This window comes from Lonsdalea iberica, from assembly GCF_002111585.1.
GTDB classification, from domain to species: Bacteria; Pseudomonadota; Gammaproteobacteria; order Enterobacterales; family Enterobacteriaceae; genus Lonsdalea; species Lonsdalea iberica.
Genome location: NZ_LUTP01000011.1, coordinates 40,196 through 61,235 on the forward strand (window position 1 = coordinate 40,196; position 21,040 = coordinate 61,235).

Annotated in this window: 19 protein-coding genes and 3 pseudogenes; 6 read left to right on the forward strand and 16 right to left on the reverse strand. The window is 52.8% G+C overall.

Translation table 11 applies throughout. The annotated features are described in order from the left end of the window. Positions 1–148 precede the first annotated feature (148 nt). The gene (gene nadE, locus AU511_RS06115) at positions 149–973 is read right to left on the reverse strand and encodes an ammonia-dependent NAD(+) synthetase (protein WP_094109117.1); all 825 of its coding nucleotides are present in this window, start codon (positions 971–973) and stop codon (positions 149–151) included. Positions 974–1,194: 221 nt separating this feature from the next. Between nadE and osmE the strand changes: the two genes are divergently transcribed. After that, positions 1,195–1,524: an osmotically-inducible lipoprotein OsmE gene (gene osmE / locus AU511_RS06120; protein WP_094101341.1), complete on the forward strand. Its 330-nt coding sequence runs from the start codon at positions 1,195–1,197 to the stop codon at positions 1,522–1,524. A gap of 70 nt (positions 1,525–1,594) precedes the next feature. On the opposite strand, the gene AU511_RS06125 is transcribed toward osmE, so the two are convergent. From AU511_RS06125 to hxpB, 4 genes and pseudogenes are all read right to left on the reverse strand, one after another. Further along, the gene (locus AU511_RS06125; RefSeq protein WP_094109118.1) at positions 1,595–2,986 is read right to left on the reverse strand and encodes an L-cystine transporter; all 1,392 of its coding nucleotides are present in this window, start codon (positions 2,984–2,986) and stop codon (positions 1,595–1,597) included. 113 nt (positions 2,987–3,099) lie between these two features. Continuing rightward, positions 3,100–3,702: a metal-dependent hydrolase gene (locus AU511_RS06130; protein WP_094109119.1), complete on the reverse strand. Its 603-nt coding sequence runs from the start codon at positions 3,700–3,702 to the stop codon at positions 3,100–3,102. Positions 3,703–3,909: 207 nt separating this feature from the next. Beyond that, positions 3,910–4,925, reverse strand: a pseudogene (gene adhP / locus AU511_RS06135) (alcohol dehydrogenase AdhP). Between the two features lie 240 nt (positions 4,926–5,165). Next, a complete protein-coding gene (gene hxpB / locus AU511_RS06140; RefSeq protein WP_094109120.1) occupies positions 5,166–5,831 on the reverse strand; it encodes a hexitol phosphatase HxpB in 666 nt (221 codons plus the stop codon). 206 nt (positions 5,832–6,037) lie between these two features. On the opposite strand from hxpB, the gene AU511_RS06145 reads away from it, so the two are divergent. Next, positions 6,038–6,586, forward strand: a complete 549-nt coding sequence (locus tag AU511_RS06145) for a YniB family protein (protein ID WP_094109121.1) — start codon at positions 6,038–6,040, stop codon at positions 6,584–6,586. Positions 6,587–6,626: 40 nt separating this feature from the next. Here AU511_RS06145 and AU511_RS06150 read toward each other — a convergent pair. The 5 genes and pseudogenes from AU511_RS06150 to AU511_RS06170 form a co-directional block, all read right to left on the reverse strand. Further along, positions 6,627–7,492, reverse strand: a pseudogene (locus AU511_RS06150) (fructosamine kinase family protein). 201 nt (positions 7,493–7,693) lie between these two features. Next, positions 7,694–8,533: a metal ABC transporter permease gene (locus tag AU511_RS06155; protein ID WP_094109122.1), complete on the reverse strand. Its 840-nt coding sequence runs from the start codon at positions 8,531–8,533 to the stop codon at positions 7,694–7,696. Next, positions 8,530–9,390 (reverse strand): metal ABC transporter permease, encoded by an 861-nt coding sequence (locus AU511_RS06160; RefSeq protein ID WP_094109123.1) that lies wholly within the window; start codon positions 9,388–9,390, stop codon positions 8,530–8,532. The genes AU511_RS06155 and AU511_RS06160 overlap by 4 nt, the downstream gene beginning before the upstream one ends. Continuing rightward, on the reverse strand, positions 9,387–10,292 hold the full coding sequence (locus AU511_RS06165) for a manganese/iron ABC transporter ATP-binding protein (RefSeq protein WP_094109124.1): 906 nt from the start codon (positions 10,290–10,292) through the stop codon (positions 9,387–9,389). Before AU511_RS06165 ends, AU511_RS06160 begins: the two co-directional genes overlap by 4 nt. Beyond that, positions 10,289–11,200, reverse strand: coding sequence for a metal ABC transporter substrate-binding protein (locus AU511_RS06170; protein WP_094109125.1), 912 nt, complete (start codon positions 11,198–11,200; stop codon positions 10,289–10,291). Before AU511_RS06170 ends, AU511_RS06165 begins: the two co-directional genes overlap by 4 nt. Positions 11,201–11,968: 768 nt before the next feature. Here AU511_RS06170 and AU511_RS06175 point away from each other — a divergent pair. The 3 genes and pseudogenes from AU511_RS06175 to rlmA form a co-directional block, all read left to right on the forward strand. Continuing rightward, a pseudogene (locus AU511_RS06175) lies at positions 11,969–12,082 on the forward strand (DUF2627 domain-containing protein); the annotation flags it as partial. 43 nt (positions 12,083–12,125) lie between these two features. Next, entirely contained in the window at positions 12,126–12,335 is a 210-nt protein-coding gene (gene cspE, locus AU511_RS06180; protein WP_005968829.1) for a transcription antiterminator/RNA stability regulator CspE, read from the forward strand. 86 nt (positions 12,336–12,421) lie between these two features. Then, positions 12,422–13,240 carry a 23S rRNA (guanine(745)-N(1))-methyltransferase gene (gene rlmA / locus AU511_RS06185; RefSeq protein WP_094109126.1) on the forward strand — a complete coding sequence of 273 codons (819 nt, stop codon included), beginning with the start codon at positions 12,422–12,424 and terminating at the stop codon, positions 13,238–13,240. A gap of 50 nt (positions 13,241–13,290) precedes the next feature. Here rlmA and mntP read toward each other — a convergent pair whose 3' ends face one another. From mntP to manX, 5 genes are all read right to left on the reverse strand, one after another. Beyond that, on the reverse strand, positions 13,291–13,866 hold the full coding sequence (gene mntP, locus AU511_RS06190; RefSeq protein WP_094109127.1) for a manganese efflux pump MntP: 576 nt from the start codon (positions 13,864–13,866) through the stop codon (positions 13,291–13,293). 394 nt (positions 13,867–14,260) lie between these two features. Further along, positions 14,261–14,719 carry a DUF986 family protein gene (locus AU511_RS06195; RefSeq protein ID WP_094109128.1) on the reverse strand — a complete coding sequence of 153 codons (459 nt, stop codon included), beginning with the start codon at positions 14,717–14,719 and terminating at the stop codon, positions 14,261–14,263. Between the two features lie 48 nt (positions 14,720–14,767). Then, entirely contained in the window at positions 14,768–15,610 is an 843-nt protein-coding gene (locus AU511_RS06200; RefSeq protein ID WP_094101328.1) for a PTS mannose transporter subunit IID, read from the reverse strand. Between the two features lie 13 nt (positions 15,611–15,623). Next, positions 15,624–16,424 carry a PTS mannose/fructose/sorbose transporter subunit IIC gene (locus AU511_RS06205; protein WP_094109129.1) on the reverse strand — a complete coding sequence of 267 codons (801 nt, stop codon included), beginning with the start codon at positions 16,422–16,424 and terminating at the stop codon, positions 15,624–15,626. 66 nt (positions 16,425–16,490) lie between these two features. Beyond that, on the reverse strand, positions 16,491–17,447 hold the full coding sequence (manX, locus tag AU511_RS06210; RefSeq protein WP_094109130.1) for a PTS mannose transporter subunit IIAB: 957 nt from the start codon (positions 17,445–17,447) through the stop codon (positions 16,491–16,493). A gap of 596 nt (positions 17,448–18,043) precedes the next feature. On the opposite strand from manX, the gene AU511_RS06215 reads away from it, so the two are divergent. Beyond that, complete coding sequence (locus tag AU511_RS06215) at positions 18,044–19,603, forward strand: TerC family protein (RefSeq protein WP_094109131.1); 1,560 nt, start codon at positions 18,044–18,046, stop codon at positions 19,601–19,603. Positions 19,604–19,659: 56 nt separating this feature from the next. On the opposite strand, the gene AU511_RS06220 is transcribed toward AU511_RS06215, so the two are convergent. Further along, the gene (locus tag AU511_RS06220; protein WP_094109132.1) at positions 19,660–21,021 is read right to left on the reverse strand and encodes an L-serine ammonia-lyase; all 1,362 of its coding nucleotides are present in this window, start codon (positions 21,019–21,021) and stop codon (positions 19,660–19,662) included. Between the last annotated feature and the right edge of the window lie 19 nt (positions 21,022–21,040).

Genomic DNA, 21,040 nt, shown 5'->3' on the forward strand with positions numbered 1-21,040 from the left:
CATAGTCATCTCACGTTAGTGCTTTGACTCACAGTGTAGTCGGAATTGTATGACTTGAAGCCTACGGTGCGCACAGATAAGAAAACGGCAGCCAAGCTGCCGTAAAGGTAAAGAGAGGACACGGGTTAGACTGCAGGTAAAACGCCTATTATTTCCAGAAATCGTCGAATACGGTGATCGGCGGACGACGTTTATGCTCTGTTTTGCGGTACCAGTTCTCAATGACCGCTGCGTCGCGCTGATCGATATTTTTACCTTCCAGATAATCGTCGATGCTTTCGTAGGTGACGCCCAATGCAACCTCGTCCGGCAACGCGGGACGATCTTCTTCCAGATCCGCGGTAGGCGCTTTGGTATAGAGATGGGAAGGGCATCCAAGCCATTCAAGCAACGCCTTACCCTGACGCTTGTTCAAGCGGAAGATAGGATTGATATCCGTGCCGCCATCGCCGTATTTGGTGAAGAAGCCGGTGACCGCTTCCGCGGCATGGTCTGTCCCCACGACCAGTCCGGCATTCATTCCAGCGATGCTGTATTGCGCTTTCATACGCTCCCGCGCTTTTTCGTTACCCTTCACAAAATCAGAGAGCTCAATACCAAGTTCACGGAGTGTGGCTTCGCTGGCATCAACGGCGGGTTTGATATTAACGGTCAAGACGCGATCCGGCTGGATAAACTGAATGGCATCCTGACAGTCCTGCTCATCGGCCTGTACACCATAGGGGAGGCGAACGGCGATAAACTGATAGGCCGAGTTGCCGGTCTCTGCGCGGAGCTCGGTGATGGCCGTTTGGCAGACTTTGCCCGTCAGTGTGGAATCCTGTCCACCGCTGATGCCGAGCACCAGGCTTTTGACGAAAGGATGGGCCTTAAGATAATTCTTCAAAAAATCAACGCTGACCCGGACTTCCTGGGCGGGGTCGATCGTGCTTTTGACGCCGAGTGCCTGAATGATGCTCTGCTGTAATGACATTTCGCCTCTCCTGAACCTATTGATACGGCAGCATAATTAGAAGGATGACCTCAGTTTAACGTGACTTCTCATGGAGTAAAAGAAGAAGTGAGCAGGTTAGGGTTGCCCGGTGAGGGCTAATTTCTTGCCCATTATCAGTTCATTAAAGCATTGACGTCGGGTTGAAAAACCGCCTTTTGCCATCTAGCCTTAATTTAACTAATACCAAAAGAGGTAATGCAATGAACAAGAATCGACTAATAATCTGTATTGCTGCAGGGCTGGTGCTCCTTTCTGGTTGTACGGCCTATGACCGTGCAGAGAATTATTTCACCAAGCCGGTGGTAAAAGACGTCAAAAAAGGGATGACCAAACAACAGGTCAATCAAATCGCAGGACCAGCGTCTACCCAGGCCACAATGATTAATGCACGTGGTACCTGTAACACCTACATCCTGGGGACAAAAGACAAGAAAATACAGTACTACTTCGTCAGCTTCGATGAAACGGGGCATGTCCTGAATAAAGGCTTCCAGAGCTGTCAGGAATACGATACTCATCCTCAGCGCTAACGTGGATCGAGCCATAAAAAAAGCCGAACATTTTGTTCGGCTTTTTGGTTTTAAATGCGAGAGTTCGGACTTACTGCTGTTTTAATTTCACGTCTTCCCGAGAATTAAACACCTGCTTGTCGGTTTGCTTCAGTAACTGACTGGTCACCGTCCCCGCCGTCATCGAACCGCTGACGTTCAACGCGGTGCGGCCCATATCAATGAGAGGTTCGATTGAAATAAGCAGAGCCACCAGCGTCACCGGAAGCCCCATCGCGGGCAGGACAATCAGCGCCGCGAAAGTTGCGCCGCCGCCCACGCCAGCAACGCCGGCGGAACTGATGGTCACGATGCCTACCAGTGTGGCAATCCAAACCGGGTCTAACGGATTGATGCCAACCGTTGGCGCGACCATCACCGCCAGCATGGCCGGATACAACCCCGCACAACCGTTTTGGCCGATGGTTGTGCCGAAAGAGGCAGCGAAGCTGGCGATAGACTCCGGTATGCCCAGACGTCGGGTTTGCGCTTCAATACTCAGTGGTATAGTGGCCGCGCTGGAGCGACTGGTGAAGGCGAAGGACAATACCGGGCCAACTTTACGGAAAAAGCGAGCCGGGTTAATGCCGGTCAGCGAGAGCAGCAGGGCGTGAACGACGAACATGATGGCCAGCCCCAGATAAGAGGCGACTACGAAGCTGCCGAGCTTGATGATGTCCTGCAGATTTGAGCTGGCCACCATCTTGGTCATCAACGCAAGCACGCCGTAAGGTGTCAAACGCATGACCAGTCGCACCAGCTTCATCACCCACGACTGAAGAGTATCGATGGCGATCAAGACCCGTTGGCCTTTTTCAGCATCGTCCTTCAGCAATTGAAGCGCGGCGACACCCAGAAACGCGGCGAAGATGACCACGCTGATAATAGCCGTTGGGCTGGCGCCGGCCAGATCCGCGAACGGGTTCTTGGGGAGAAGAGACAAGATTAGCTTTGGCACGGAGAGATCGGCGACCTTGCCGGCGTAGTTGCTCTCAATTGCCGACAGTCGAGCCGTTTCCTGTGCGCCTTGGACCAGCCCTGAGGCGTTGAGCCCAAACAGATTGGTGACGAAAACCCCGACCAGCGCGGCAATCAGCGTAGTGAAAAGCAGCGTTCCGATAGTCAGTAGGCTGATTTTCCCTAGCGACGAGGCATTGTGCAACTTCGCGACCGAGCTGAGAATAGACACAAAGACCAGCGGCATGACGACCATTTGCAGCAGTTGGACATAGCCATTGCCGACGATATTAAACCAGGCAATCGACTGTGCAATGACCGGTGTGTTATTGCCGTAGATCAGGTGCAATCCCAAGCCCAACAACACGCCGAGTACCAGACCCAGCAGCACTTTCTTCGCCAGACTCCAGCGCGCGTTGCCGCAGAAGCGCAGCGCAATCAGTAGCAGGGCGAACACAATGACATTCAGTATGAGCGGAAAATTCATCTCCACTTCTCCCTCGTTGGTTATCTTTTATCTTGCTCCCCGGGCGGGGAGACAGGCGCGCTAGAATAGCAGGTCTTATCGGCGGGTGTTACCGGCAACAGGACAGGCTGCACCTAAAAACGCAGTGAAGTGCTGCGTTGCGGGGTGAGTAACTGATGGAGTTGTAAGCTAAGGCCCTGAAGCCATTTCGTAGGTTGAGGATAGTTCCAGCTTTCCAGCGACCTCTGGGGCTGCCATAACGAGAACACAATCAGCCCCAAACATAGCATCCGTTCCAGCTGATTGCCTTTTTGGCTTTGTAATATAGGAAAGCGGAATCGCCAGCGGCACGGCCATAGTAGCGGTACGCCTGCTGACGTCAGCATATCCGCTACGATATGGCTGAGATAGCCGACAATCATCGCGTGATAGACGTCGCTGGGGATCGGCCAACTCACCGGGAGTTGAGTATGAATAAAGTACAGCCCGGCAATGATTGCTAACAGGCTGTGAGTGAAGCCGCGATGTCCGCACAGGCGCGCCACCGGGACAGAGATCCACTTTAAACGTTGTCCCAGTACTGATTTGGGGTGGTCGATGTCCGGCAGTAGTGATGTCAACATGGCCGCAGGGATAATGTGCCACCAGTCTCCGGCCGCAAGCGCGGGCGAAAGCTCTGCTTTTTTGGCGAAAATGGCGCTGGCAACAGCGAATAGAAGGTGGCCTTCGGCGGTCATGCGGTATCTCAGGAGGCTGTCATTTTATACAGTATAAAATAATGTAACGGGAGGGGGAAGACGTGACGGCGTAACTCTTTGTGATATTAGGCCCCGTCAACAGGCGCAGTCAGACGGTTATCGTGCGGTTGGCAAGCCGTGAAGTGAAATTGATCGAGTAGCAGGTAGACAAATATCCCCGCGGTGAAGCCCACGGGGAAGAGGCGATTACAGCGACATATCGACGACGATACGGCCTTCAATCTTACCGGCATGCATGCGAGCGAAAATGTCGTTGATATTTTCCAACGGTTCAACGGCAATATTAGCTTTCACTTTGCCTTTGCTGGCGAAGTCCAGTGACTCCTGCAGGTCTTTACGCGTCCCGACGATGGAACCGCGAACGGTGATACCGTCCAGCACCATGTCGAAGATCGACAGATCGAATTTACCCGGCGGCAGGCCGTTCAACGCGATGGTGCCGCCGCGGCGGCCATACCGATGGCCTGCTCGAATGCTTTCGGAGAAACCGCGGTGACCAGAACGCCATGCGCGCCGCCAATTTCTTTTTTCAGGTAAGCCACCGGGTCGGTGTTTTTTGCGTTGACGGTGACGGCTGCGCCCAGACGTTTGGCGAACTCCAGCTTGCTGTCGTCGATATCAACGGCCGCAACGTTCAGGCCCATCGCCTTCGCGTATTGAACGGCCAAGTGACCTAGACCACCGATACCGGAGATAACGACCCAGTCGCCCGGTTTGGTGTCGGTCATTTTCAGACCTTTATAAACGGTTACGCCTGCGCACAGGATAGGGGCGATTTCGTTAAACTCCACGTCATCCGGCAGGATACCGACATAATTGGCATCGGCGAGGCAGTATTCTGCGAAGCTTCCGTTGACCGAGTAGCCGGAGTTCTGCTGTTTTTCACACAGCGTTTCCCAACCGTCCAAACAGTATTCGCAGTGTCCACAGGCGGAATACAGCCAGGGAACGCCCACGCGATCGCCTTCTTTCAGGTGAGTGACGCCCGCACCGATTTTAACCACGTGCCCCACACCTTCGTGGCCCGGAATAAAGGGCGGATTAGGTTTGACCGGCCAGTCACCTTCTACGGCGTGGAGATCGGTGTGGCATACGCCGGTGGCGGCAATTTTGACCAATATCTGACCTGGCCCCACTTCCGGTACAGGGACCTGCTCGATAACCAGAGGCTGTCCAAAGGCTTTTGCAACTGCTGCTTTCATCATCATGAAACCATCTCCGTTGTATTGGTGATATATCGATAGTAAGCGTAGCATATCGGCGAGATAAAAAATGTGAAAAGAGAAGCAAATTCATTCTCATTAACAGATTGATATGATTGTTAAAATCGTTTTGACGATGAAGAGAACATCCCTGTTTTCTGTAAGGAAAAACCGGCAAGGGGAAGATAAAGAGGAGCTGGATTAATGAGTGCTCCGGCTTGACGGAGCACCGCAAGTGGTTCAGGAAATGTGGGCGGCGGTGAGCTGTTCCAGCGACTCCAGTTTAACGTCAGCTAATGCCCAACGCGGGTCGTTGCGCATCTCTGCCGCCGGAACGACGATAGAACGCATGCGGGCGGCCTTGGTCGCGATCATGCCATTGACCGAATCTTCCAAAGTGACGCAGGCGAGCGGGGAGACGTCCAGCGCGTGCGCCGCGCGCAGATAAACTTCGGGATGAGGCTTGCTATAGGGGAGTTGGTCGGCGGACATCAGCGTATCGAAATAATCCCGCAGATTAAACATCTCCAGCACTTGCTCCAACATAAATAGCGGGGAGGCGGACGCCAGACCGATCTTCAGATTTTGGCTGCGGCACAGTTGCAATGCCTGCTCCACGCCCGGTAACAAAGGACGGCTTTCTTCCACGCACTCAATGGTACGTTTGATGATGCGAGTGGTGACATCTTCTTTGCTGGGGCCTTTCCAGGGGGAGTGCTGGTACCAGAGTGCAACCACCATATCAATACGCAGGCCCAACAGGTCCGGCATGCCGTCGGTTGAAGACATATCGACGCCCAATCCGCTAATGACTTCATGTATCGAACGCTCCCAAAACGGTTCTGAATCAATCAGCAAACCGTCCATGTCGAAAATGGCCGCGTTAATAGGGTAAATAGCAGGCATAGGGCTGGACTCCTGTGAGGGTGACAATCAAAAAGAGTTGCAATTATAAACCAGTTATTCGCTAAATCATTGCTTCAAAAGGCCATCCTGAAAGAAAACGTTGACTCGTTGGAAACCTGAAGTACCCTGCTAACGGTTTTTATGTGTCTACACTATGTGTTATCTCATTGAGATATTTAGTCTGCGTCACTCATCAAGGGGAACTCATGACGTATCAACAGGCAGGCCTTATCGCCGTGGTCAAACGTATCGCGGGATGGATCATTTTTATTCCGGCCGTGCTTTCTACGATCATTTCGCTGGCGAATGTCATTTATGACTTCACCGAGAGAAAGCAGGGGATTAATGGGGTAATGCAGGACTTTTTGCATCTGGTCGTGGAAGTGCTTCGCTTCAATACGCCGTTTCTCAATCTCTTCTGGCATAACTCGCCGGTGCCGGACTTTAGCCGCCTATTCTCTTCACCGACCCTGATGTTTTGGCTGATTTATATCCTTATCTTTGTCGGGTTGGCCATGCAGGTGTCCGGTGCGCGCCTTTCGCGTCAAGTGAAGCATATCCGCGAGGGGCTGGAAGATCAGATGATCTTGGAAACCGCAAAAGGCAACGACGGCAAAACCCGTCACGAACTGGAAACCCGGGTCAAACTTCCGCGCCACACCATTCTGTTTCAGTTCTTCCCGCTGTACATTTTGCCGGTCATCGTCGGCGTCATTGGCTATGTCGTACTAAAAGTCATCGGCCTGATCGCCTGATTGCGCGGGTTGGGGAACAGCCCGACTCACGCCATACTCGCTAGCCCACCTCATGCAGCTGCGCATCGATCGCCTGCTGCGCCGCGGCAATGGACTCGCCGCCGAACAAATTTGCCCGATTGAGCAGGGTGTAAATTTGGTAAATCGGCTGCCGTTCTACAAAACCGTTATCAAGCGGCCAGACATTCTGGTAACCGTCATAGATTTGCGGTGGGAGTTTCGGATAGAGCGGCAGCATCGCCAGATCGCACTCCCGATCTCCCCAATAGCAGGCCGGGTCGAACAGATACACGCCACCCGCGCTGTTCCCCCAGTTGTCAGACCACAAATCGCCATGCAGCAGCGAAGGCGGCGGCTGGTGGCTGGAAAGTTTCTGTTCTGCGATGGCTACCAACGCATCGATATCCCCGAAAGACATCCCTTTTTCTGCCGCCAGTTGCAGTTGCCAGCCGATTCGTTGTTCGGCAAAAAACGGGACCAGCGGCGGCGCCAGGCATTCGGCTGTGGGGTGGTGGAGAGGTCGTTATCGAAGTCGAAGCCAAACAGGAGTTGTTCGCTCCACTGGTGCAGGCGCGCCAACTGTTCGCCGAGGCGCCACGCTCCGTGCGCATCCAAGGGTTTGAATTCAATATATTGTAGGAGAAGGAAGCTGACGTCTCGGTGGCTGCCGACACCATATACCTTGGGAACATGCACCGTTTCGCTCCGGGCCAGCAGCTCAAGCTGTTCAGCTTCCGCCCGGAATTTCGGCAGCATCTCCCGTGAGTCACTTTTGATAAAAACGTCGTGCTTGCCATAACGGAGATACCATGCGGAATGGATCTCTCCGCCCGGCAATTCCCTGCGATCCCGTAATTCTCCCGGCCCCAAATGTTCTGCCAATAATTGACCGATCGAGTGCCACATCGAGAAACCTCCTGTTGGAATGACGCGATATATCGTTACGTTAGCGGTCCATGTCCTCTAAAATTCGTCACCATCGCCTTCCATCGCACATGCTAGCGGCGGGTAGGGTATTGAAGCGTGTTTGGTTAAAAAAACGGCGTTGGCTTCACCATACCGCCAACCGTAATCCCTTGTCACGGCCGGCGGTATGAATTTTTGCGGTTAAACGTTGATGCGAGGGTGTCGAGACTTCAATTGGTGATAGCTCAGTGCAACAGCAAACAGACATGCCTGAATAATGACGATGCAGGGGCCGGTTGCGCCGTCGATGTAAAAACTGACCCACGTGCCGGACACGCACGATAAAACCGACACTCCCGTAGCGATGAGCAGCATACGGTCAAACGTCTTGCAGAACAGATAGGCGATGATACCGGGCGCGATCAGCATGGCGATGACCAGAATGACGCCGACTGCCTGTAAAGAAGCGACGATAGTCAGGGACAGCAGGCATAACAGCCCATAGTGCAACCCTTTTACCGGCAGTCCGATTACGCGAGCGTGGTTGGGGTCGAAACAGTACAACATGAAGTCTCGGCGACGCAGCAGCACTATCGTTAATGTAATGGCGGCGATAACGACGATTTGCCACAGGTCAGCCTGAGAAATTCCCAGCACGTTGCCAAACAGAATGTGGGTGAGGTGCTGATCGCTATCGACGCGGGCAAACATCACTAGTCCTAGCGCGAACATACCGGAGAAAATAATCCCCATCACGGTATCCTCCTTCACCCGGCAGTGGGTCTTCACGTAGCCCGTTGCGACCGCGCAGAAGAGGCCGGAGGCGAATGCGCCTATCGCCAATGGAATGCCAAGCGAGAATGCCAGCACAATCCCCGGCAGCACGGCGTGGGAAATGGCGTCTCCCATTAAAGACCAGCCTTTGAGCACCAGATAGCAGGACAGTACAGCGCAAACGACGCCGGTAATTACCGCTGCCAGCAGGGCGCGTTGCATAAACGGATAGCTCAGCGGGTCGGTCATCCAGTGAACCAGACTCATGCGGTCTCTCCCTGTCTGGCGCGTCGACGTTGGCGACGCGCGGCCAGCACGCCATGTTTCGGCGCAAAAACAAAGGTCAGCAGGAAGACCAGCGTTTGTAGCGTGACGATAATGCCGCCGGTGGCGCCGTCCAGGAAGAAGCTGATATAGGCGCCCATCGCGCTCGTCAGCGTTCCTACAGCGATAGAGATCAAGATCAGATACCCAAATCGGTCGGTCAGCAGATAGGCCGTCGCGCCCGGCGTAATGACCATGGCGATCACCAGTATTGCGCCCACGGTCTGAAGCGCGGCGACGGTGCAGGCGCTTAGCAGGGTGAAGAACAGTATTTTCAGTCTCAACGGCGAGAGACCGAGCGAGCTGGCATGGTTTTCGTCGAAGAACACGGCAAGTAAATCTTTCCAACGCAGACACAATATGATGAAGGTCACGCCGCTAATGACCTTCACTTGCAGGACGTCTTCATCGGCAATGCCGAGAATATTGCCGAAGATGATCGACTGTACATTGATGGAGGTCGGGTTCAACGAGATGATCAGCAGTCCCACGGCGAAAAAGGTCGAAAAGATAAAGCCGATGATAGCGTCTTCCTTTAGACGCGTTATCTGTCTGACGAAGGTTATGGCCAGCGCGGCCAGCATTCCGCTGAAAAACGCGCCAGCCGCATAAGGCAGCCCCAGCGCGTAGGCGCCAGCGACGCCGGGAACGACCGAATGGGACAGGGCGTCTCCCATTAGAGACCAGCCTTTGAGCATCAGATAAGCGGAGAGAAAAGCACACACGGCGCCGACCATAGCACTGACCCAGATGGCTTTCAGCATGTAGTCGTAGCTAAAGGGAAGGAGTAATTCGCTCATGGCGCTTTTTTCTCCCCTGAAAATTGGCTGAATGTCGGAGGGTCGCTTTTGGTCGAACCGTAGAACACGGCGGGACGTTCATCATCCGTCAGCACCGTTACGCAGCGATTATCGTCGTCGGCGTGCAGATGGGATCCCCCTAAGTTGATGTGACGGAGCACGCCGCCGAAGGTTTTCTCCAGGTTGGACTGCGTAAACGTGCTGTGCGTCGGGCCCGCGGCGAGAACAGTGCGGTTGACCAAAATGACCTGGTCGCAGAACTCCGGCACGCTGCCGAGATTGTGGGTGGCGACAAGGATGAGATGACCTTCCGTTCGTAGCGCGCGCAGCAGGTCGACAATGGCATTTTCCGTTTGAACGTCCACCCCGGTAAACGGTTCGTCCAGTAATAGGACTCGCCCCTGTTGAGCCAGCGCTCTCGCGAGAAAAACACGTTTTTTCTGACCGCCGGACAGTTCGCCGATCTGGCGATCGCGTAAGCCAGAGAGTCCGACACGCTCCAGCGCCTCCGCGACGAGGGCCTTATCTTTCGCTGCCGGTATTCGCAGGAAGTTCATCTTGCCATAGCGGCCCATCATGACGACGTCGGAAACCCGCACAGGGAAATTCCAGTCCACTTCTTCAGTTTGCGGCACATAGGCGATCTGGTTTTGTTTCAGTGCGGCAGCAATGGGTTGCTGGTTCAGCCGAACCTCGCCGCTGGTGGGTTTGACCAGTCCCATAATGCTTTTGAATAACGTAGATTTACCGCTGCCGTTGACGCCGACCAGCGCGCAGATCGTGCCGTCAGTCAATGAAAAGGAGGCATCACGGATGGCCTGATGGCCGTTGTTGTACGTGACGGAAACCGACTTAACATCCAATGACAGCGTATTGCGTGCTGTCTCTACAATTTGGGTCATAGCTCGAATCCTTTAGCGATGGTATCCACCGTGACCCGTAGCAGGTCCAAATAACTGGGTACAGGACCGTCCTGAGTCGACAGAGAATCTACATACAAAATGCCGCCGTATCGGGCTCCGGTTTCCTTACTCACCTGACGCGCGGGCTTATCTGAAACCGTGCTTTCGCTGAAAATGACCGGAATGTGTTTCTGGCGAATTTGATCGATAACTCGTCGAACCTGCTGCGGTGAGCCCTGTTCATCGGCATTGATGGGCCACAGATAGATTTCACCTAAATGATAATCCTTAGCGAGATAGCTGAATGCGCCTTCGCTGGTCACCAACCAGCGCTGAGCCTCTGGAATGCGAGCCAGGCGCTCGCGCAGCGGCGCGTCGATGGCGTTGATTTTTTCGGCATAACGGCGGGCGTTCTCGTTATAGGTCGCGGCATGAGCGGGATCGTACTTCACCAAGCCCTGTCTAATATTCTCGACATAAATTAGTGCGTTAGCGGGGGACATCCAAGCGTGAGGATTTGGATTGCCGTTATAGGCGCCCTCACGGATTGGAAGAGGCGTGATGCCTTCGGTTACCACGACGGCGGGGACGTTCTTGATGTTTTCGAAAAAACGTGTGAACCAGCGCTCCAGATTCATCCCGTTCCACAAAATCAGTTGGGCCGACTGGGTTTTGACGATGTCGCGCGGTGTCGGTTGATAATCATGAATGTCCGCGCCGGCTTTGGCGATGGAGACTACCGTCGCGGCATCGCCAGCGACATTTTGCGCCATATCCTGGATAATGGTCGAGGTTGTCACAACCCGGAATTTATCAGCAGCGTGCGCGGACGCTAAGGTTAATGCACTGAAAACTATCCAGACGAAACTATAGAAAGAGACGGAAAGAGCGTGTCGACACGAATTCATTAGAGGTCCTCTAAGGCTGTTAGTATTAATTGAATGATAATCGTTATCATTTATTGGATGGTATGATGCCCTCGATTAGGTGTCAATCTCTTCAATTTATACAAATTTCGAACAACACTCTGTCAGTGATAGGGAGCAGGGCGTTCGACGCAGATAACGTCAGTACGTATCAGTGGTTAAAGAAAGATTAGTGAATATCGTCAAATGTTACAATCGTTGTGTGGTCGTAGTGGCCAGCGCTGGCCTGTAAAGCATACGTATCACGCGGTGTTCCTGGATGAACAACGCTTTACTGGCGTCAGACAAGTCTATTAACGCTTTCATTTTGTTATCGTGCTGGAACGCGACGGCTGGTTTCGAGAGAGTTGATTCTTAAGCCGGTAGAATTGAATGGCTGAGAAGAACGAAAAGCCAGGATGTTTGTCACATCAAAGACAGGGGCGTTTTGTTTTAGCCTTCTGATAGCTCATGTTGTGAAGTTCAATTACATTTCGTGGTAATGACCAATAATAAAAAATTAATTAATCAGGGGGGTGGCGACCCGACGGTAGGGTGCCATAATTGTGGTATCCAAGTAAGGTTATGTCGTGTATTCATTTTTATCATCACACTGCGCACTAATAATGCCAGCTATTAGAAATGGATATGCGAATAAAGCATGAAATATACGAATTTGTGCGTCGTGCCGGCCATTGGTAAAAAATGGCTTGCCAAGGATCACAGAGTATGTGATAACGCATTTGGATGAAACGAGGTTCAGTTCTGTATATGAATGGCATTTTCCGTAAAGAAGTCTTGAGTACTAACGTTCACGTTGAATACCACTTCTCTGTCGATCCTTACTTTGGTGCCTCTAGCAGCAACGACTCAAGTTTATCTGTACAACGCCTTCGGGCGGTCTGGAACGTTTAAAGGAAATATTGAAATGGCAAAGATTAAAGGTCAGGTTAAGTGGTTCAACGAGTCTAAAGGTTTTGGCTTCATTACTCCGGCTGACGGTAGCAAAGATGTATTCGTACATTTCTCTGCAATTCAGGGTAATGGCTTCAAAACTCTGGCAGAAGGCCAGAATGTTGAGTTTGAAATTCAGGATGGCCAGAAAGGTCCTTCAGCAGTAAACGTAACTGCACTGTAATTTACAAACTCTGCGTAATAAAACCCGCCTCGATGCGGGTTTTTGTTTTTGTCGTCAGCCGAAGTATGCAACAAAAAGGTAACAAGATGTCGTCAGCGCTGTACCAATGCCCCCTCTGCCATCAGCCGCTTCAACTCGAACCTTCCCGCTGGACCTGTGGACAACACCATTTCGACCGCGCGAAAGAAGGCTATGTCAATCTGCTCCCAGTGCAGTTCAAGCGCTCAAAGCAGCCCGGAGACAACGCGGAAATGATGCAGGCCCGTCGTGCATTTCTGGATGCGGGCCATTATTTGCCACTACGCGATCATCTGTGCGCGGCGCTCAAGCGCCAATTGACCCGGCAGGCTGAGGCGGTACTGGATATTGGCTGTGGCGAAGGGTACTACACGGATGCATTGTCATTATGTCTGGCGGATTCTGGCGTACAGGTTTGTGGTTTAGATGTTTCTAAAGTGGCGATCCAACGCGCCGCACGCCGGTATCATCGTGTGGATTTTTGCGTTGCATCGAGCCAGCGTCTGCCGTTCAACGCGCACTCATTGGATGCGGTGTTGAAGATTTACGCTCCTTGTAACGACAAAGAGTTGGAGCGCGTCGTTAAGCGGGACGGTCTGGTGATGACGGTCTCTCCCGGTCCACGACATTTGTATCAGCTGAAAGAGCGCATTTATCGAGAGGTAAAACTGCATCCCATAAAGGAAGAAACGCTGGTGGGATTTAAGCTGGAAGACATGAATAAGCTTCGCTACAAACTGTCCCTGACAGGCGAGGAAGCGGCGGCGCTATTGCAAATGACGCCTTTTGCATGGAAGGCGACACCGGAGGTGATGGCGTCATTGACTGCAGAAGCGCTGTTTGAATGTGAAACTGATTTTCTGATTCGAATGCACCGCAAACTGTAGCGGTGTTGAACGGCAGGCGACAGAAAGGATCGCTTCGCCTGCCTGATCAATCAGGCCAGATTGGATAGATGCCGGTAGAGGATATTACACCCGATACCGATCAATACTACGCCGCCCATGACCTCCGCTTTTTTACCCAGCAGCGGTCCAACGTAACGGCCAATCATCATACCAAAGGTCACCATAATCATAGTGGCGCATCCAATCACCATCGCGGTATGAACAATATTGACCTGTAGGAAAGCGAGTCCCACGCCTATCGCCATGGCGTCGAGACTAGTGGCGATAGCGGTGCAGACTAGCGTAAGTAGGCCGTGTTTGCGGATTTTTCCGCCCTGAGATGACGTGTCTTCACACTTGAATCCTTCGACGATCATACGTGTGCCGAGGATTAACAGCAGGCTGAAAGCGACCCAGTGATCCCATTCGATGATGAAGCGACTGGCGTAAAAGCCGAGGCCCCAACCGATCAACGGCGTAATGGCTTCGATGAGACCAAAAATTAGTCCGGTGCGAATGGCTTCGCTGAAGCGAGGCTTATGTAAAGCGGCGCCTTTACCGATTGAAGCGGCGAAAGCATCCATGGACATGCCAAAGGCAAGAATTAATGTTGCAGATAGGTTCATTGTAAATAGCCTCGGCGGGGCGTTTCTCCATATCACACGATCTATCCCCCCAACCAGATAATAGATCGCGTGCATATGGTCTCGCCTGCCTGTCTGGCCGTTCGCACCACGTTTTTTTTGGAAAAACGAGCATGTTGACACGAACATTCCTGATACAAAAGTTCAGAAATTGGCTACTCCCCAAATGACCGCGCAACCTTAACATATTAATTCTGAGCTAAACAACAATAAATATATTGAGGGAAACAAATGCAACTGATAACTATTTTCACTTTTGACATATGTGAAACATTCTAGAAATGACAGCATAATTCGCATGGAGAAAAAACAGAGAAAATAGCGCATAGCGCTGATTATCTCTTAGCCGACATGCATATGGGGAAGGGTTTTTAATTTATTGATTTTCAATCATAAAATTATATATTTTTTCCAAGTCATCTAATTTGCTGACGCTGATTTTTAATGATTTCTTCTCTAAGAAAATAACTAGAATTCCGTCCTCTGATAGATTGATATTTTTTATTCTTGCATAAGAAATATAAATATTTTCATAAAAGAAACCTTGCGGTTTAAATATCAATTTGGGATATCGAATAAAGGAAAGATAAATAACCATTAATAATAGGGAGAACAGTAATACCGTTGTCATGGTGGTGCCATAACTTGCAATATTTTTATAAATTAAAATCCCGATCAACCCGATATAAATCAAAGCATCTAAATGACGGCAACGGCGTAATAATATTCGCAGGCGTGTCGGACCCTGACGACGATCCATGAGAAACTCATCATAGACGGCGTAGATGAGGGTGAGGGCAATACAAAGGAGGATAATGATATCGGTGAAACTCATGACGACTCCATGAACGGGCCGGGGATAACTATCCCCGGCAGGAGAGCATTACAGCCCCAGCAGGCCAATCCAGTAACCGAATATGCCGATGGCGAAAAAGCCCATGATCAGCCACAGCGCATTCACTTTGCGGCGGAGTAGCCACATACAGCCGAAGGTCAACAGCAACGGAACCAGACCCGGCATGAGTTGATCGAGTATGGATTGCACGGTCGTCACCGTGGTGTTTCCATCCTGACCGGTCACGCGTGACACCACCATGGGGATGTTAACGTGGGTCCATTTGTTAACCAGCGCCCCCATGACGAACAGACCGAGAATTGACGCTCCCTCCGTCATTTTTTGCAGGAAACCGCCGCCCATATCGCTGACGATGTCCGCGCCTTTTTTATAGCCGTAAGCGACGCCGTAGTAGCGCACCAGCAGACGTACCAGGTTAAACAGAACAAAGAACAGGAGCGGGCCAAGCAGGCTTCCCGTCATGGCAATTCCGGCGCCGAGCGCGGCGAATACCGGGCGGGCGGTTCCCCAAAAGATAGGGTCGCCGACGCCGGCCAGGGGGCCCATCAATCCCACTTTGAGGCCGTTGATGGCGCCATCGTCTATGGGTGCACCGTTTGCACGCTGTTCTTCCATCGCCATTGTCACGCCCAGAATCGGGGCGGCGACAAAAGGATGGGTATTGAAAAATTCCAGGTGGCGCTTAATTGCCTGTTTGCGTTCTTCCGAATTTTCCGGATACAAGCGGCGGATGACGGGCACCATTGAGAAACAGAAGCCGAGCGCCTGCATACGTTCGAAATTCCACGATCCCTGAAACAGGTTAGAGCGAATAAACACGCCTCGTACATCGCTGGCAGTGAGCTTTTTTACTTGGGTTGAATCGGTCATGATTTCACTCCTGTTAATCCAGTTCGTTGTCGAGATCGTTGTGGCCCTGAGCGGGAGCCGCCGCGCCTTGAGCCTTGTTGTATTTCGGGCTGACCTGGATATACAGCACGGCCATGACGACGCCAATCACACCCAGCGCTACCAGGTTGAAGTTGGTGAAGGCCGCGGTGACGAAGCCCAGATAGAAGAACGGCATCAGATAGCCGGCGCGCATCATATTGATGACCATTGCATAACCGACAACGACAATCATACCGCCCGCAATATTCAGGCCGTTTGTGACGACATCCGGTATAGACGAGAGCAGGGTGTGCACTATTTCGGTGCCGACGGAAATAGCGACGAGTACGGCCGGGATGGCGATACGCATGGCTTGCAACAGCAGAGCGGAGATATGCAGCCAGCTAATCGCCGACAGATTGCCGCGTTCAGCTGCACTGTCGGCCGCATGCTGGAAAGCGACCGTGATGGTGCGAACGATGATTGTCAGCACCTGACCCGCCGCCGCCAGTGGAATTGCCAGCGCGATCCCCGCGCCGACGCTCTGTCCGCCCGCGATGACCAGGATGGTGGAAATAATGGACGCCAGCGCGGCATCGGGCGCCACGGCGGCCCCGATATTCATCCAGCCCAGGGCGATCATTTCCAATGTCCCGCCGATAATAATACCGGTCTTAATATCGCCGAGAACAAAACCAATCAAGGTGCAGGCCACCAAAGGTCGGTGGAATTGGAACTCATCGAGAATCGAACCCATTCCCGATATACAAGCTACGATAAATATCAGCACAATTTGAAGCGTGGTGATCTCCATTGTACTTCTCCTGTATGAATAGCATTCTGAGTCTTTAAAAGGTTACGCATCACTATTTTTGGTATATTAGCGAGCCGCCTTGTTTATTAAATCCAACATATTGATTTTGCTATCGCTTGAAACTTTACGGACCTCCAACTCAATCCCGCGAGCGGCCAGTTTACGAAATGCCTCAATATCTTTTTCATCTATGGACACGGCGTTATTGACCTGTATTTTTCCTTGTCGGTAGGCCATGCCGCCGATATTGACCGACGGCAAATCCACGCCGGCTTCGACCAGCGTTTCGACATCGGTCGGATTGGTAAACAGCAGCATGACGCGGTCGGCAGCATATTTGGGGTTGTTGTAGACACGAATGGCTTTAGCAACGTCCACCACATGCGCGCTGACGCCGGGAGGCGCCACCTGCGTCAGCAGCGTCTTGCGCACATTGTCGGCGGCAACCTCATTACTGACGACGATGATGCGGTTGACGTTGGTTTCTTTGGTCCAGCGGGTTGCTACCTGACCATGGATCAAACGGTCGTCGATACGGGCAAGACCGATTTTCATGTGCCCGCCGGAGCCTGGGACGGCCGCGGTCGCGGCGGCTGGTTTCGGCGCAGGTTTAGTGGGGACGGGGTCAGCCGTTTTGAGCGCTTTGACGCCAGCGCGGCCCGCTTCAAGGGCGATATCCACCAAGTCATCAAAGCTTGGGTCGTCGTCACGCGCCATAAAGGTTTCAACCAACATGGGGATGTTGGCCCCGGTGACCACTTCGTGGTTTTCTTTATCCGTCACCAGACGGCTGGCTGCATTGAAAGGACTTCCCCCCCAGGTATCGACCAGAAAGAGAACCCCCTGAGCCGTCTCCAGCTCGCCGAGTTTAGTTTGATATTTCTCTAACAGCGTTTCTGCATTTTCGCCGGGAACAAAATCAATCCAGCCGACGTTATCCTGTTTTCCCAGGATCATTTCAGCTGTATTGAGTAAGGGCCCGGCAGTGGCACCGTGAGTGCATAAGATAATCGCGATACTCACTTGCTACCTCCTCGTTTAACACCCTTTATCAGGTGTGCTGTGTTCAGAGAGAACGGGGAGCCGCATCTAAACGAAAGGTTTCCCGTCTTGTTGACATCAGTGTTCAAAATGCATTTTTGAGTCTGCTTCATCAGAGAAGCGAAGCCGGCCTGGCACGAACTGTGAATCGATTCAATCTGTTCAGAAATATCTGACCCAGCCGTGAATTATTTTATGTTGCGAAAAAATAATTAGTGTGACGCTGGTCCCCAATCCTTGGGGGCAAAATGTGATCTGTCATACGAATCCTGAAAAGTGTGCTCTTGTTATCAACATTGACGAAGAAAGTACGTCTATAGAAAAACTTTGTTAAAACCAGAAACAACCTGCTAGAGTTAACTTTCTTGCCATTAAAGAGGAGTTACAGGCGGACGCCTTTCCTATGGACTGTCATCGACGATTCATTTCTATTACACCGGCTGCGGCGGGTGATTGGTACTTCTTAACCGGCCATTCAGGCCCACATCAGCCTCAAGCCGATCGTGCACACATCTCAACCTTATTCAAAAACGCTGTGGCATTCATGTCATTAGTTCGTTCATTTTTCGGAGTCTGACATGGAATTTTTGCTAGATCCTTCAATCTGGGCAGGCTTACTGACGTTGGTGGTACTCGAAATTGTACTGGGCATCGACAATCTGGTGTTTATCGCCATTCTGGCGGACAAACTCCCACCCAAACAGCGTGATAAGGCCCGCGTCATCGGCCTGTCGCTCGCACTGTTGATGCGTCTGGGACTGCTCTCGTTAATTTCCTGGATGGTGACGCTGACGCGTCCGCTGTTTCAGGTCGGTGACTTCAGCTTCGCTGGCCGAGACCTGATTCTGCTCGCCGGAGGGATATTCCTTCTCTTCAAGGCGACCATGGAACTGCATGAGCGGTTGGAAAACCGTCCGCATGATCCCAATGCCACTCGCGAACACGCTAATTTCTGGGCCGTCGTGATTCAGATCGTCATTCTGGATGCAGTTTTCTCTCTGGATGCGGTGATTACCGCCGTTGGGATGGTCAACCACTTGGGGATCATGATGACCGCGGTGGTCATCGCGATGGGCGTGATGCTGCTGGCATCGAAACCGCTGACGCGATTCGTGAACGAACACCCTACGGTGGTGGTACTGTGCCTCAGCTTCCTGCTGATGATCGGGCTAAGCCTGGTTGCAGAAGGATTCGGATTCCATATTCCTAAGGGATACCTCTACGCGGCCATTGGATTCTCCATCGTCATCGAACTGTTCAACCAGATTGCGCGCCATAACTTCGCGAAGCACCAGTCGCATCGGCCCATGCGCGAGCGGACCGCCGAAGCGATTTTGCGCTTGATGGGCGCGCGTGCGAAAAACCGCGAACAGGATGATGAGGAAGCACCTCAACAGCGGATCGAAGAGACGTTTGCCGAGGAAGAACGCTATATGATCAGCGGCGTCTTGACGCTGGCCTCGCGTTCCCTGCGCAGCGTCATGACGCCGCGGACGGAAATTTCCTGGGTGTACAGCGAACGTTCCACGGAGGAGATCCGTATTCAGCTGCTCGATACCCCGCATAGCCTGTTCCCGGTCTGCCGCGGTGAGTTGGATGAGCTGGTAGGGGTCGTGCGCGCCAAAGATCTGCTGGTGGCGCTGGAAGAAGGGCGGGATGTGGAAACTTTTGCCGCTGTGACATCGCCTATCGTGGTGCCGGAAACGTTGGACGTCATCAACCTGCTGCCGGTTCTGCGCCGAGCGAAAGGCAGTCTCGTTATGGTGACCAACGAGTTTGGCGTCGTACAGGGGCTGGTGACGCCGCTGGACGTGCTGGAAGCGATTGCCGGTGAATTCCCCGACGAGGATGAAACGCCGGAGATCGTTGCCGACGCCACTGGCTGGCTAGTGAAAGGCGGGACCGATTTGCACTCGCTACAGCAGGCGTTGGACATGCAGGATCTGGTAGACCCAAAAGAGGATTACACCTCGCTCGCCGGACTGCTGCTGGCTCATAGCAATGAGTTCCCGCATGTGGGAGACGTGCTGGAGTTTAGCCGGCTGAGATTTACCATCATGGCGGCCAGCGAATACCGCATCGAACTGGTGCGTATCGAACGCATTGTCGACCAGCCGGTCCACGACGAAGACGCGTAATTCGTTTTACCCTCGGCTGTGCGCATTCGCGCACAGCCTTCTCCATTCAGCGTCGTTTAATCACACTGTACTTTGATGGCCAACCCGCCGCGCGACGTTTCCCGGTATTTCGCATTCATGTCTTTTCCGGTTTCATACATCGTTTCGATGACTTTATCCAACGACACCCGAGGCTCAGATGTGCGCCGTAAGGCCATACGCGACGCGTTAATCGCCTTGACGGCCGCAATCGCATTACGTTCGATGCAGGGCACCTGCACCTGACCGGCGACGGGATCGCAGGTCAGCCCCAGATTGTGTTCCATCCCAATTTCCGCGGCGACGCAGACCTGTTCGGGGCTGCCGCCGAGCAGTTCGGTCAGACCGGCGGCGGCCATCGAACACGCGACGCCGACCTCGCCCTGACAGCCGACTTCGGCGCCCGAAATGGAGGCGTTCATTTTGTACAAAATACCGATCGCGCCTGTCGTCATGAAATAGGGCAGGAAGACCTGCGGGCCGACGGGTTCGATGAAACGATCGTAGTAGGCCAGCACGGCGGGAACGATACCGCAGGCCCCATTGGTCGGCGCGGTGACAACGCGACCGCCCGCCGCATTTTCTTCATTGACGGCCAGAGCGAACATATTGACCCAGTCGACCACGGTCATCGGATCGCGGGTTAAGGCATCGGACGACATCAGCATGCGTCGTAGTGAGGCGGCACGGCGAGGAACGCGCAACGGCCCAGGCAGTACGCCTTCGGTATTGAGACCGCGGTCGATGCACTGACTCATCGCGCGCCAGACATGCGCAAAATAGTCCTCGATCTCGGCCTGCGGCCGGATGGCCTGCTCATTGCGCAGCATTAATGCGGAGATGGAGAGACCGTGCGTTTTACACAGCGCAAGTAACTGCTGCGCCGAGCGATAAGGATAGGGCACGTCCACGGGGGCTAACACGGGCTGTCCGAAGTGTGCCTCATCGACGATGAAACCGCCGCCGATAGAGTAGTAAGTCTGGCGGTAAATCAGCGCATCGCCGGCGTAGGCGCTCAGCGTCATGCCGTTTTCATGCCGCGGCAGGTTTTCCGAATGGAACGTCAGGCCATCAGTCTGGGAAAACGTCACGTCATGCTGCCCGTTCAGCGGTAAACGCTGATGGAGGGCGACATCCTGAATAAATGTAGGGATAGCATCGATGTCGACGGTGTCCGGCTGATTGCCGGCGAGACCCAAGATGATAGCGATATCCGTATGGTGGCCTTTACCGGTGAGCGCCAGCGAGCCGTACACATCGACTTTCACACTATCGGTATTGGTGAGAAGGCCGACCTGCTCCAATTCATCGACGAACTGTTTACCGGCCTTCATCGGGCCGATGGTATGAGAACTGGAAGGCCCGATACCGATCTTGTACATGTCGAAAACGCTTATCACGCACCACTCCTTTGAACGT

What these genes read in the sequence shown, in the direction of transcription:
- AU511_RS06145 (WP_094109121.1), top strand. Translation starts at nt 6,038, where the DNA reads ATGACGTATCAACAGGCAGGCCTTATCGCCGTGGTCAAACGTATCGCG.
- rlmA (WP_094109126.1), top strand. Translation starts at nt 12,422, where the DNA reads ATGTCGTCAGCGCTGTACCAATGCCCCCTCTGCCATCAGCCGCTTCAA.
- AU511_RS06125 (WP_094109118.1), bottom strand. Translation starts at nt 2,986, where the DNA reads ATGAATTTTCCGCTCATACTGAATGTCATTGTGTTCGCCCTGCTACTG.
- nadE (WP_094109117.1), bottom strand. Translation starts at nt 973, where the DNA reads ATGTCATTACAGCAGAGCATCATTCAGGCACTCGGCGTCAAAAGCACG.
- osmE (WP_094101341.1), top strand. Translation starts at nt 1,195, where the DNA reads ATGAACAAGAATCGACTAATAATCTGTATTGCTGCAGGGCTGGTGCTC.
- AU511_RS06165 (WP_094109124.1), bottom strand. Translation starts at nt 10,292, where the DNA reads ATGACCCAAATTGTAGAGACAGCACGCAATACGCTGTCATTGGATGTT.
- AU511_RS06170 (WP_094109125.1), bottom strand. Translation starts at nt 11,200, where the DNA reads ATGAATTCGTGTCGACACGCTCTTTCCGTCTCTTTCTATAGTTTCGTC.
- mntP (WP_094109127.1), bottom strand. Translation starts at nt 13,866, where the DNA reads ATGAACCTATCTGCAACATTAATTCTTGCCTTTGGCATGTCCATGGAT.
- AU511_RS06205 (WP_094109129.1), bottom strand. Translation starts at nt 16,424, where the DNA reads ATGGAGATCACCACGCTTCAAATTGTGCTGATATTTATCGTAGCTTGT.
- AU511_RS06130 (WP_094109119.1), bottom strand. Translation starts at nt 3,702, where the DNA reads ATGACCGCCGAAGGCCACCTTCTATTCGCTGTTGCCAGCGCCATTTTC.
- cspE (WP_005968829.1), top strand. Translation starts at nt 12,126, where the DNA reads ATGGCAAAGATTAAAGGTCAGGTTAAGTGGTTCAACGAGTCTAAAGGT.
- AU511_RS06155 (WP_094109122.1), bottom strand. Translation starts at nt 8,533, where the DNA reads ATGAGTCTGGTTCACTGGATGACCGACCCGCTGAGCTATCCGTTTATG.
- AU511_RS06200 (WP_094101328.1), bottom strand. Translation starts at nt 15,610, where the DNA reads ATGACCGATTCAACCCAAGTAAAAAAGCTCACTGCCAGCGATGTACGA.
- AU511_RS06195 (WP_094109128.1), bottom strand. Translation starts at nt 14,719, where the DNA reads ATGAGTTTCACCGATATCATTATCCTCCTTTGTATTGCCCTCACCCTC.
- hxpB (WP_094109120.1), bottom strand. Translation starts at nt 5,831, where the DNA reads ATGCCTGCTATTTACCCTATTAACGCGGCCATTTTCGACATGGACGGT.
- AU511_RS06215 (WP_094109131.1), top strand. Translation starts at nt 18,044, where the DNA reads ATGGAATTTTTGCTAGATCCTTCAATCTGGGCAGGCTTACTGACGTTG.
- AU511_RS06160 (WP_094109123.1), bottom strand. Translation starts at nt 9,390, where the DNA reads ATGAGCGAATTACTCCTTCCCTTTAGCTACGACTACATGCTGAAAGCC.